Source organism: Streptomyces caelestis, assembly GCF_001279005.1.
In the GTDB taxonomy this organism is placed as follows: Bacteria; Actinomycetota; Actinomycetes; order Streptomycetales; family Streptomycetaceae; genus Streptomyces; species Streptomyces heliomycini.
Genome location: NZ_LGCN01000256.1, coordinates 1 through 11,853, shown reverse-complemented (window position 1 = coordinate 11,853; position 11,853 = coordinate 1). Strand labels below are relative to the sequence as shown.

The following is an 11,853-nucleotide window of genomic DNA, read 5'->3' as shown; positions in this document are numbered from 1 at the left end:
GGGGTGGCCGACCGGGGTGCGGATGGCGGGAGCCGGGTGGGGCGCGTGGGGTGGGTGCAGGCCCGGGGGGGTGTCCAGTTCGTTGAGGGCGCCGCCGTAGCCGGCCACCCTGGCGAGGATTCCGGCGGCGTCGCGGAGGCGGACGGCGCGGCCCGAGCCGATGTTGATGACGCCCTGCGCGGCCGAGAGGGAGGCGGCGTGGACGGCGCGGGCCACGTCGCGGACGTCGACGAAGTCCCGTTGTGCGCCGAGGCCGCCGAGCTTCAGCTCGCTGTCGCCGGACTGCATGGCGCGGCGCATCGCCTCGGCGAGGCGCCCGAGGGGGGAACCGGCGGGGGTGCCGGGACCCACGGGTGAGAAGACCCGGAGGACCACGGCGTCCAGGCCGGAGCCGAGGACCAGCTCGGTGGCGGCGAGTTTGCTGACGCCGTAGGGGCCGCCGGGACGGGGGACGGCGTCCTCCGCCGTGGACGAGCCGGGCTGGCTGGGGCCGTACTCCGAGCCGCAGCCGAGCTGGACGAGCCGCGCGCCGCAGCCGCTGCGGCGGAGGGCCTCGCAGACGGTGGCCACGGCGACGGTGTTGTGCCGGGTGAGTTCGCGGGCGCCGCCTCTCGTGGTGCCGGCGCAGTTGACGACCACGCCGGGGTGGACGGCGTCGAGGAAGCGGGTGAGGGCGCCGGGGCTGCCGGTGGCGAGGTCGAAACGGACGTCGGCGTCGTCGCCGCGGCCGAGGACGGTGAGCTGGACGGCGGGGTCGGCGAGGAGGCGGTCGGCCACGAAGCGGCCGAGGTAGCCGTTGGCTCCGATCAGGAGGACTCTCATCGGGCGGCTCCTTCGGCGTCCGGGGTGGTCATATGGGGTTCTCCTTCGAGTGGGGTGGTCGTGGCGCGAGCGCCTGATGTCGGTGGGTGGATCGGGGGCGCGTCGGGACGCCCGTCGTCGGACCGGCGCGGATCACGTCGTCCGGCGGGGGCGCGGGGTGCGGACGCGTCGGCCGCTGCGGGCTGCCGCCCCCGGCCCCGCCCCCTCCGCGCCGTACTCGCCCGCGCCGTACTCGCCCGTGCCCCGCGGCCGTACGCGCGCACCGCGTCGTACGCGACGGCGACCCCGCAGGCTCCGGGCTGCGCAGACGCCCCCGGCCCGCACCGGCACGCGGCGTTCCGTGGGAGCCGGGGCCGCGCGGCCCGTGAGCGGTGCTCGCGTCGTCACCGCGGTCGCTCCGGACGGATGTGCGCCGAGGCCCGGGCGAGTGTGCGGGAGGCGTGGATCAGAAGGATCAGCGCCGCTGTCCCGCAGGTGAGGGTGGGGAGGGCGGCGGGGCTCCAGGCCGTGGTCAGGGTCTGGACCGGTGTGGCCAGGGCGTCGCAGCCGGGAAGGCGGGCGGCGAAGAGCGTCGCCAGGGCCGTCGTCTGGGCGATGGCCGTGACCGCGAGGATCACCCTCGGCGCGTGGGTGAAGCCGTGGATCGTGAGGAGGCGGGCCAGGAAGAGAAGACCGCCCAGGGCCAGTGTCGAGGGCAGGGCGGGGGGTTCGCCGAGGAGCGCGGACGTCGCCGTGAGCAGAGCGGCCACCGCGCCCAGGAACAGGACGTACACACCGATGAGCACAGGCCGTACGGAAGCCGAGAAGTCCTCCAGACCACGGCTCGACGCCAGCCTGCGGCCAACACGGGCGGCGAGGAGGTGGGCCGCCCAGGCGGCGGGCGCGCAGGCCAGGGCGAGCGCCACGACCGGGGCGACGGTGAGCGGCCAGTCCCCTTCCGCCGTGCCGTCGGGCAGACCGTCGGGGCCGCCGGTGACCGCCGTACCGAGCAGGCCGTCGCCCAGGAGGGCGTAGCCGAGGAGCCAGCAGCTCCAGGACGCCGTGGCGGCGCGGGGCGGGATGTCGGTCCGGGCGCTCAGCGGGCCCCGGCGCAGTGCCGCGCGCAGGGCGAGGGCGACGGCCAGGACGCCGGCGGCCGCCGCGTAGAGGCGGGTCTGGCCGTGGGTGAGGCGCAGGGCGGCCACCGTCGCCACGCACAGGGCTCCGGGGAGCAGGGTGAGGACGGTCCAGCCGCCGCGTGCCCTCGGACTCGTGGTGGCCGGGGCGGGCCGAGGCGGCGCGTCGTCGCGGGGGACCCTGGCGTAGAGCTCCTCCGCGAGGGAGAAGACGTCGCGGTGGCGGAAGCGGGCGGCGGTTCGGTCGGTGATGCCGTGGGCCTCCAGGCCCGCCGCGATCTCCAGGGGGTCCACCGCCTGTTCGCACAGGTCGCGGTGGCGGTGCAGCAGCGCCTTGACCGGGTCGGCCGCGCCGGGCGGGGTGCTGCGGTCCAGTTCGCCGAGGTCGGTCATCGGGTTGTCTCCGTCGCGGGTACCGGGGTGTCCATGGCCCACGTGGGGGCGGCACGGGAGGCGGGGTCGGTCCAGTGGCCGGGGACGTGGGACTCTGCGGGGGCGGCGAAGGGCAGGGGGTCGCCGGTGTCGTCCAGGAGGAGACGGCGGACCGGTGTGTGCGCGACGATCTCCAGGTAGATGCCGTGGAAGGCCGAGATGTTCTGGTCGACGGTGAACAACTCGAGTGCGCGGGCGCGCGCGGCGGCACCGAGGCGTACGCGGCGCTCGGGGTCGCGCAGCAGGGAGACGCACGCCTCGGCGAACGCCCGCGGGTTGCGCGGCGGTACGACGAGACCGGTGCCGCCGATGGCCTCCACGACCGCGCCGACGTCCGTGGAGACCGTCGCGCGCCCGCAGAGCATCGCCTCGACGAGGCCGGCCGGGAAGCCCTCGACGACGCTGGAGAGCACGACCACGGCGCCCGAGGCGTACGCGTCGGCGGGGGTGGCCGGGCCCGGGCCGCCGATCTCCTCGAAGGACACCGGGCCGGCGCCCGCGGAGTGCGGGCCCTCGGCCTCGTCCGGGAAGAGGTGCGCGGCCAGTGCCTCGCAGTGGCCGAGGTAGGCGGCGCCCTCCGGGCCCGACGGACCGCCGATGATCCGCAGCCGGGCCCTCGGTTCCTCCTCGCGGATCTCCGCGAAGGCGTGCAGCAGCGAGACCAGGTCCTTGGCGGGCTCCACGCGGCCGACCCAGACGAGGGTGTACGGGTCCGCGCGCTCCGGTGACTCCCCCGCCTCGGCGAAGGGCGCGGCGTCCATGCCGGGGTACACCGTGCGGATCTTCGCCCGGTCGGCGCCGCAGCGCTCCTGCCAGCGGCGGGCGTGCGTGTTGCCGGGTGTGATGAACGCCGCCCGGCGGTAGGTCTCGGCGGCGAGCCTGCCGTGGAAGGCGGCGAGCAGGGAGCGGACCGCGGGTGGGGCGTCCGGGCGGGTGAGGTAGTGCGTCCGCAGGCGCACGCCGTACTCGGTGACGAGGAGGGGGATGTCGAAGAAGTGGTGGGCGAGCAGGCCGGGAAGGGCCGTCACCCCGCCGGCGGCGGCGTGGCACAGGTCCACCGCGCCCAGCCCGTCCTCCTCGTACCAGTCGAGCGAGAGGGGGCGCAGGGCCCGCTCCAGGTGGGCGGCGACGGCCAGCAGATCGGGGACGCGGGCCTCACGCGCCGTGCGCAGGGCGCCGGGCGCGCGACAGGCGCGTTCCAGGGCGCGTACCGCCGTCTCGGAGCGGAGTGCGGCCACCAGACCGCCTTCGTCGCGGGCGAGTTCGGCGAGGCCCCGGAGAGCGGTGGCGAAACGGTCCGCCTCGGGCGGCACGGGCTGCGGGCCGGGGGCGGCGGGGTCCGTCGCGGCGCAGAGGACGGCGGCCAGTTCGCCGTAGTGCTCCGAGAAGCGCCGGCGCGCGCGGCGGCCGTACACCACACCGTCGTCCTCGGCCGCCCACAGCGGTGCGGTGCGGACCCGGCCGATCCGGGGTGGCAGCGGGACCCAGCCCGCGTCCTCCTGGGCTTCGTCCGTGCTGAACGCGTAGACGTCGAACTCGTGCCGGTCGAGCCCGCGCACCAAGCGGTCGCACCAGAGCCCGCCCTCACCGCCCACATACGGATAACCACCCTCCGTAAGCAGTCCGATGCGCATGTGTGCACCCCCGATCTCCCGCGTGGGGAGCCGCCGTTGGTCCGGCGGCTCACAGCGGGACGAACGTATGCGGACAAGGAGGTGGCGTGATGGACGGTTGTCCATCACGCCACCAAAAGGGGTGAACGGGCGTAACTTTCCCGCGTGGGGCGCGTTTCGCCGCGCTAGGCGATCAGCTCTTCGGGTACGGCCATGCGTTCGGGCGGCAGCGGATTCCGTCGTGGTCGAGGAACTTGGTCTGCTGCTGCATGACCGGGGCCAGGTCGCCGTCCTTGTCACAGGTGACGTGGTTGAAGCCCAGGCGGTGGCCGATCTCGTGGTTGATCAGCATCTGGCGGTAGGCGTGGATCTCGTCGCCGTAGGTGTCCGCTCCCCGCGCCCAGCGGTCCGCGTTGATCATCACTCGCTCGGTGGCCGCCGAGTCGCAGGAGACGTTGTCCACGGTGGTGTCCAGCCCGGACTTGGCGCACCAGTCGGCGGTCGTGTCCGGACTGGCGAGGGTGATCACGAAATCGGCCTCGCCCGAGTGGATGCGCTCGAAGGCGCGCGCGCCGTTGTGCGCCCAGCTGCGGTCGTCGTTGAGCGTCTTCTGGACCGCCTCGGCGAAGAGTTCGCCGTCCAGGCCGAGCCCCTGCTCGACGTCCACGCGGTAGGTGAACTTCTGCCCCTTGCCCGGAGCCTTGTCGATGCCGGGGATCGCGGTGAACTTCCCCGTGCCCCCGCGCGCGGCGCTCAGCGGGTACCTCTTGCCCATCTTCTGTTCGTACGTCAGCGGTACGACGCCGGGCACGGAGGGCGTCTCCCGCTCGTCCCCGCGCGACGCGGGGTCCCGGGCGTCGCGCGCCTGCTCTTCGGCGGCCTGCGCCTGTACACCGGTGCCGTCGCGTTCGTCGGCGACCTGCCCGGCCACGACGACGGCCAGCACGGTCGTGACGGCGGCGGCCGCGATCCCGGTGAACGCCCGGCCCTTGCCGCCCCTGGCCGGCGTGGGCTTTCCGGCCGACGGCGCGTCGTCGTCATCGAGGGCGGCGGGGACGCCGGTGGCCGGGGCGGCGCTCCGGTCGGTGACGGCCGCGCAGTGGCCCGCGGGGCCCGGTGGGCGAGGCGCGGGGGCGGAGGCGGGCGGGGAGAAGCGGTCGGTGTTCTCGCCGAAGGCGTCGAGGTAGTCCTGGCGCGGTCCTCCGGGAGGCGTCCGCCGCTGTCGCGGGAAGGGCGTGCCGGCGCCGGCCGGCGTACGGCCGTCCAACGTTCCCCAGCCGCCGCCGGGTTCCCGCTGCTCGGGATGCCCACCACGGGCCCGGGGAACGCCATGGGCGGGCGTCCCGTCCGGCAGCCCGGGGAAACCGTGCGCCGGAGTCCCGTCCGGCAGGCGCGGCACCCCGTGCGCGGGCGTCCCGTCCGGCAGCCCGGGGAAACCGTGCGCGGGCGTCCCGTCGGGGAGCCATCCGTCCGGCAGGCGCGGCATCCCGTGCGCGGGCGTCCCGTCCGGCAGGCGCGGCACGCCGCCGGCCGGTGTCCCGTATCCCGCCGTTCCGTACGCCGGAGCCGTCCCGTACCCCTGGAGTCCCCCCGCGGGCCCCTGCTGCGGCGGGGGTGTCCGGCGCGGGCCGGACGCCCGCGCCCCGCCCGCCTGCCCGGTCCCGGACGAACCGCCCGGCGCCGCGCTGTCGTCCCGTACGGCGCTCCTGTCCGCGGCGTCGCCCTTCCGGGCGGGTCCACGGCGGCTGTGGCGTCCCACGTCGCGCCTCAGCCCCTCATGTTCTCGGCGGTGGTTCCCCCACCGGTGCCGGCGGGTGAACCCGGAGCGCCCTGCGCGTCCGGCTCACCAGTATCACCCTGATCCGCCGAATCCGTTGTATCCGCGAGGAGTTCACGGAAGGCGAGGGCCACCGTCTCGGGGTACTCCATCATCGCGACGTGCCCCGCGTCCGGAATCGTCACCAGCCGGCGGTCCCGGAAGGCGCGCGCCGACCGCTGGGCCATGCGGAAGCCGACGAGCTGGTCCCGGCCGCCGTAGACGAGCAGGGTCGGCGCGAGCACCCGCTCGGCCTGGCGCCACAGTCCGTGCTGGCCGCCCAGCAGGTAGGCGCTGACGATCCCCCGCGCGGAGCGCGCCATCGCGTCCCAGAAGTACGGCAGCCGCAGCCGCCGCTCCATCTCCTGCACGGCGTTGCGGAACCCTTCCGGCGACACCCGCGCGGGATCGCCGTAGCAGAGCTGCATCACGCCCCGGACGCGCTGTTCCGCCGTCCACGCGCGGGTGATCCGGGTGAACAGCGGTGCGACCCCGGGCACCGCCAGCAGCCCCGTGGGGACGGCGGTGCGCTGCACCCGCAGTTCCGGCAGGGCCGGTGACACGAGCGTGAGGGTGCGGACGAGGTCGGGGCGTACGGCGGCGACACGGGTCGCGACCGCGCCGCCGAGCGAGTTGCCGAAGAGGTGCACCGGGCCGCGGCCGGTCGCGTCGAGATAACGGATCACCACGCGTGCGTGCGCGGTGACGGAGTAGTCGCCGTCGTCCGGGGGCGGGGAGTCGCCGAAGCCCGGCAGGTCGACGGCCTCGCTGTCGACGACGTCGTCCAGCAGCGGCATGAGGGCCGACCAGTTGAGGGAGGAGCCGCCGAGTCCGTGGATGTAGAGGGCGGACGGCAGCCCCTCCCGCGCGGGCGGCCGCGACCGCACCGACAGCGTGATCCCGGGCAGCTCCACCGAGCCGAGCCGCTCGCCCTCCGCGATCCTGACCGGCGCCACCTTGGGAAGCACGTTTGCGGGCGGCACGGACGGCAGCTCGGTCGAAGACATGCGGCAATGTTACGAGACGATCACGTAGTGGTTCACGTGTTCGCCGTCACAGACCGCCCCGAGGGGGCGCCCCGAGGAGCTGGTCCCGAGCCGCCGCCGAGGACGGGTTCCGCCGTGCGCTCTCTGTCACGTTCCGGTCGCGGATCGCATGGCGTCCGAATCGGGTGTCTCCTAGGCTCGGAGGCAGGGCACCCGCATACCGCCCCCGCAGTCTTCAGGGATGTGGGCAGCAGACGTTCGCAGGAAGGGAGCCCGGCATGGCCGTAGATCCGACCGACCCCGAGACGTTCGTGGAGGACGAGGAGGTCCACGAGGACGAGGAGTTCGACGTCGAGGCGCCCGAGGTCGACGCGGCCGAGCAGCAGGCGGAGGTGAGGCCGGACCGCGACGACCCGTTGACCGGCGTCGATCCCGACCGCGCCAACGAGGCGGACCTGGTGGAGCAGGCCCGGATCGTCTCGCTCGACGAGGACGACTACCGGTGACGAGCGCGCCGGCGAGGACCGTCGCCGAGCAGTGAGGAGGAAACTTCTTGCCCGCTCTGACAGCTTTTGAAACCGTCCGTACGGCTTTCACCGCCGTCCGGTCCGTGAAATTCTGCGTCCTCACCGCGCACACCACGGTTACCGAAAAGTACGATGGCGGCGCGGCTCACACCGCACGTGGACGACAATGGGAGGCGGCGTGACAGCCATCGAGCAGACAGACGCGGTACGCCCGAGGGGTACACGCCTGCCGCGCCGTGCCCGACGGAACCAGCTGCTGGGCGCCGCCCAGGAGGTCTTCGTCGCGCAGGGCTACCACGCGGCCGCGATGGACGACATCGCCGAGCGCGCGGGCGTCAGCAAGCCGGTGCTCTACCAGCACTTCCCGGGCAAGCTCGATCTGTACCTGGCCCTGCTGGACCAGCACTGCGAGGCCCTGATCCAGTCGGTGCGCCACGCGCTGGCGTCGACCTCGGACAACAAGCAGCGCGTGCGGGCGACCATGGACGCCTACTTCGCGTACGTCGAGGACGACGGCGGCGCGTTCCGCCTGGTCTTCGAGTCGGACCTGACGAACGAGCCCGCCGTGCGCGAGCGCGTCGACAAGGTGACCAACGAGTGCGCGGAGGCGATCTGCGACGTGATCGCCGAGGACACCGGGCTGTCGCGGGCGGAGTCGATGCTGCTCGCCTCGGGACTCGGCGGTCTCGCCCAGGTGGTGGCGCGGTCCTGGCTGCACAGCGACCGCAGCGTGCCGCGCGACCAGGCGGTGCAGCTACTGGCCTCGCTGGCCTGGCGGGGCATCGCGGGATTCCCGCTGCACGGCAACGAGCAGCACCACTGAGGAGACGGGCGGGCGCCGGCGGCTGTTTGTTCCCGTCGGCTGTTCGCTCCTGGCGTTGCCGGGCGCAGCGTGTACGTCCCCTCACCGGGCTAATGTGTGCTGGTACGGCGCGGAAGGTCGCGCACTTCACTGACCGTCGGAGGGACATAGCCGTGGAGGTCAAGATCGGCGTGCAGCACGCGCCCCGCGAGATCGTTCTGGAGAGCGGTCAGAGCGCCGAGGAGGTCGAGCGCGTGGTGGCCGAGGCGCTGGCCGGGAAGTCGCAGCTGCTGAGCCTCGTGGACGAGCACGGCCGTAAGATCCTGGTCCCGGCCGACCGTCTCGCCTACGTCGAGATCGGCGAGCCGGCCCCGCGCAAGGTGGGCTTCGGCGCGCTGTAGGCGCGACCGGCAGTCGAGCGGTCACGCGGAGGGCCCGGCGGTCTCGAACCGCCGGGCCCTCCGCGCGTTCACGGACGGTGCACGGATCCTCCGCGGAGACGGATCCTCCGCGGAGGAGGATTGAATTTCGCAGGTCAGGGGTAAGACGGGCTAGGACCGATGTGAGCAGGCCGGCCATGTGGGAGGGACCCCGACATGCTCTTGGAAGCGCTCAGCTCCGCGATCCTTGGCCTGGCTCTGGCGTGGGCGGCCGCCCGCCGCCTGTCGCATCGCCTTCCCGCCCGCGCCCTCGTCCTGCCGACCGGCGTGGCCGGAGCGCTGTTCGGCGCCTTCCTCATGAACACCGCGCTGGACGCCGGCAACCTGCTGACGATCCTGTTCGGCGCGGCGATCGTGTCCGTGGCGTCCCTGTCGCTGCTGCTGCGCCCGGCGGGAAGACTGCGCCGCCGGTCGGCGACCGCGTGACCGGCCGCCGATGGCGGCGCCGGTCGTGAACCGGCTTCCGGCCACCCGGCCACCCGTCCGGCGGATCACGCCGCGGACGCCGGAGGGGTGCCGGCCCGGTGCCGTCGGTCCCCTCCGACGCGGCGCGCCGGGCGGGACCCGGCCGTCCTCAGGCCGCCAGCCCCAGTGCCGCCATCCGCTTGGTGTGCGCCTCGGTGATCCGGGAGAACATCCTGCCGACCTCGGCGAGGTCGAACCCGTCCGCGACGCCGCCCACGAGCATGGTCGACAGCGCGTCCCGGTCGGCGACGACCCGCTGGGACTGCGACAGCGCCTCGCCCATCAGCCGCCGCGCCCACAGGGCGAGCCGTCCGCCCACGCGCGGGTCCGCGTCGATCGCGGCGCGCACCTTCTCGACGGCGAAGCCGCCGTGGCCGGTGTCGTCCAGCACGGCCAGCACCAGGGCGCGGGTGTCGGAGTCCAGGCGGGCCGCGACCTCGCGGTAGAAGTCACTGGCGATGGAGTCGCCGACGTACGCCTTGACCAGCCCCTCCAGCCAGTCGGAGGGCGCCGTCTGCTTGTGGAAACCGTCGTACGCGGCGACGAACGGCTCCATCGCGAGCGTCGGCTCCTCACCGATCCCGGCGAGCCGGTCGCGCAGCCGCTCGAAGTGGTGGAACTCGGCCGACGCCATCTTCGCCAGCTCCGCCTTGTCCGCCAGCGTGGGCGCCAGCTTGGCGTCCTCCGCGAGCCGCTCGAACGCCGCCAGCTCGCCGTACGCGAGCGCGCCGAGCAGATCCACGACAGCGGCCCGGTACTGGGGGTCGGCGGAGGCGGCCGCCCAGTCCATGGCGGCGACGCCGGTGGGTCCGGCGGAGGTGTCGGGGGTGTCCGCGGCGTTGTCAGGCTTGTCAGAGCTCGTCATGAAGCGCACAATAGCCCGCTCGCCGCGTCCGGAAGGTCCTGGCCGATCGGTGTGACGACGACTACGTGACCAAAACGGCCATGGCATGTGCGCGAATCCGGGGTATGGTGGTAATGCGCCTGCTGAGCACTCTGACGTACTCGACGGGCCGCATGTATGAGGATGCCCGGTCGGAGGCCCGATCGGCTCCGACCCGACAGCCCTCCTTGCCACACGCCACACTGCGTGCGGATTCCGGAGGGGGACCCTCAGCGGTACGAGCGCTCGAGCGTCGGCAGTGGTCCCGTGTCCTACGGCATCGCCCGTAAGGCGGCCGACGTCCCCGGCACGGTCCCTACACGACCCCCGCGCTCGCCTCGCACCGCGCACACAGAAGAGGCAGCACCCTGACTACGACGTTCCGAGAGCTCGGGATCCTCCCCGAGACCGCCGAGGCCCTGGAGGCCGTCGGCATCATCAGCCCCTTCCCCATCCAGGAGATGACGCTCCCCGTGGCCCTGTCGGGCACGGACGTCATCGGCCAGGCCAAGACCGGCACCGGAAAGACGCTCGGCTTCGGCCTTCCGCTCCTCGAGCGCGTCACCGTCCCCGCGGACGTCGAGGCCGGGCGCGCGAAGCCCGAGGACCTCACCGACGCGCCGCAGGCGCTGATCGTCGTCCCCACGCGCGAGCTGTGCACGCAGGTCACCAATGACCTGCTCACCGCCGGCAAGGTGCGCAACGTGCGCGTCACCGCGATCTACGGCGGCCGGGCCTACGAGCCGCAGGTCGAGGCGCTGAAGAAGGGCGTCGACGTGGTCGTCGGCACCCCGGGCCGGCTGCTCGACCTCGCCGGGCAGAAGAAGCTCGACCTCAAGCACGTGAAGGCCCTCGTCCTCGACGAGGCCGACGAGATGCTCGACCTGGGCTTCCTGCCCGACGTCGAGAAGATCATCGGCTTCCTTCCGGTCAAGCGTCAGACCATGCTGTTCTCGGCCACCATGCCGGGCGCGGTGATCAGTCTGGCCCGGCGTTACATGTCGCAGCCGACGCACATCAACGCCACGTCCCCGGACGACGCGGGCGCGACGGTCGCGAACACCACGCAGTTCGTCTACCGCGCGCACAACATGGACAAGCCCGAGATGGTCGCGCGGATACTGCAGGCCGACGGCCGGGGCCTGGTCATGGTCTTCTGCCGCACCAAGCGCACCGCCGCCGACCTCGCCGACCAGCTCAAGCAGCGGGGCTTCGCCTCCGGCGCGGTCCACGGCGACCTCGGCCAGGGCGCCCGTGAGCAGGCGCTGCGCGCGTTCCGCAACGGCAAGGTGGACGTGCTCGTCTGCACCGACGTCGCCGCCCGCGGCATCGACGTCGAGGGCGTGACGCACGTCATCAACTACCAGTCCCCCGAGGACGAGAAGACGTACCTGCACCGCATCGGCCGCACCGGCCGCGCGGGGGCGAAGGGCACGGCGATCACGCTGGTCGACTGGGACGACATCCCGCGCTGGCAGCTGATCAACAAGGCGCTGGACCTGGGCTTCGGCGACCCGCCGGAGACGTACTCCACCTCTCCGCACCTGTTCTCCGACCTCGGTATTCCCGAGGGCACCAAGGGCGTCCTGCCGCGCTCGGAGCGTACGCGCGCCGGGCTGGACGCGGAGGAGCTGGAGGACCTGGGCGAGCCGGGCGGGCGTGGACCGCGCGGGCGCGGCGGCCGGGACGGGCGCGACGGCTCCCGTTTCGCGGAGCGCGAGACCCCGGCCCGTACGCCGCGGCGCCGTCGCCGTACGCGTGGCGGTGCGGTGCTGGACGAGGCGGCGCAGCAGCCCGTGGGTCCGGCCGCCGAGGGCGCCGGCGCGGCGGAGGCCGACACGGCCGCCCGCACCCCGCGCCGCCGTCGCCGTATGCGCGGCGGAGCCCCGGCCGGGGCGACGACCGCGGTGGAGGCGGCGGAGTCCGCCGTCGACACGGCGGAGGGCACGGTG

Annotated in this window: 11 protein-coding genes; 5 read left to right on the top strand and 6 right to left on the bottom strand. The window is 73.9% G+C overall.

Going from position 1 to position 11,853, the window contains the following annotated elements; translation table 11 throughout:
* From ADK41_RS35470 to ADK41_RS35450, 5 genes are all read right to left on the bottom strand, one after another.
* Positions 1-822, bottom strand: an 822-nt coding sequence (locus tag ADK41_RS35470; protein ID WP_053670345.1) for an NAD-dependent epimerase/dehydratase family protein, incomplete at its 3' end; no start/stop codon positions are given.
* 383 nt (positions 823-1,205) lie between these two features.
* On the bottom strand, positions 1,206-2,330 hold the full coding sequence (locus ADK41_RS35465; RefSeq protein ID WP_030834579.1) for a hypothetical protein: 1,125 nt from the start codon (positions 2,328-2,330) through the stop codon (positions 1,206-1,208).
* The gene (locus ADK41_RS35460; protein WP_051843527.1) at positions 2,327-4,003 is read right to left on the bottom strand and encodes a DUF3492 domain-containing protein; all 1,677 of its coding nucleotides are present in this window, start codon (positions 4,001-4,003) and stop codon (positions 2,327-2,329) included. Before ADK41_RS35460 ends, ADK41_RS35465 begins: the two co-directional genes overlap by 4 nt.
* Before the next feature lie 172 nt (positions 4,004-4,175).
* Complete coding sequence (locus ADK41_RS35455; protein WP_030834583.1) at positions 4,176-5,741, bottom strand: DUF3152 domain-containing protein; 1,566 nt, start codon at positions 5,739-5,741, stop codon at positions 4,176-4,178.
* 8 nt (positions 5,742-5,749) lie between these two features.
* Positions 5,750-6,805, bottom strand: coding sequence for an alpha/beta fold hydrolase (locus tag ADK41_RS35450; protein ID WP_030834585.1), 1,056 nt, complete (start codon positions 6,803-6,805; stop codon positions 5,750-5,752).
* A gap of 257 nt (positions 6,806-7,062) precedes the next feature.
* Here ADK41_RS35450 and ADK41_RS35445 point away from each other — a divergent pair, with 257 nt between their 5' ends.
* The 4 genes from ADK41_RS35445 to ADK41_RS35430 all read left to right on the top strand — a co-directional run bounded on the left by ADK41_RS35445 (position 7,063) and on the right by ADK41_RS35430 (position 8,979).
* Positions 7,063-7,290 carry a hypothetical protein gene (locus tag ADK41_RS35445; RefSeq protein WP_030834587.1) on the top strand — a complete coding sequence of 76 codons (228 nt, stop codon included), beginning with the start codon at positions 7,063-7,065 and terminating at the stop codon, positions 7,288-7,290.
* A 199-nt stretch (positions 7,291-7,489) separates the two neighbouring features.
* Positions 7,490-8,134 carry a TetR/AcrR family transcriptional regulator gene (locus ADK41_RS35440; RefSeq protein ID WP_030834589.1) on the top strand — a complete coding sequence of 215 codons (645 nt, stop codon included), beginning with the start codon at positions 7,490-7,492 and terminating at the stop codon, positions 8,132-8,134.
* Positions 8,135-8,286: 152 nt separating this feature from the next.
* Positions 8,287-8,514 (top strand): DUF3107 domain-containing protein, encoded by a 228-nt coding sequence (locus tag ADK41_RS35435; protein ID WP_019522837.1) that lies wholly within the window; start codon positions 8,287-8,289, stop codon positions 8,512-8,514.
* Between the two features lie 195 nt (positions 8,515-8,709).
* Entirely contained in the window at positions 8,710-8,979 is a 270-nt protein-coding gene (locus tag ADK41_RS35430) for a hypothetical protein (protein WP_030834590.1), read from the top strand.
* A gap of 148 nt (positions 8,980-9,127) precedes the next feature.
* Here the strand turns inward: ADK41_RS35430 and ADK41_RS35425 are convergent, their stop codons facing one another.
* Positions 9,128-9,883 (bottom strand): ferritin-like domain-containing protein, encoded by a 756-nt coding sequence (locus ADK41_RS35425; protein ID WP_030834591.1) that lies wholly within the window; start codon positions 9,881-9,883, stop codon positions 9,128-9,130.
* 479 nt (positions 9,884-10,362) lie between these two features.
* On the opposite strand from ADK41_RS35425, the gene ADK41_RS35415 reads away from it, so the two are divergent.
* Positions 10,363-11,853 (top strand): DEAD/DEAH box helicase (locus tag ADK41_RS35415; RefSeq protein ID WP_245174647.1); only part of this gene is annotated, 1,491 nt, incomplete at its 3' end.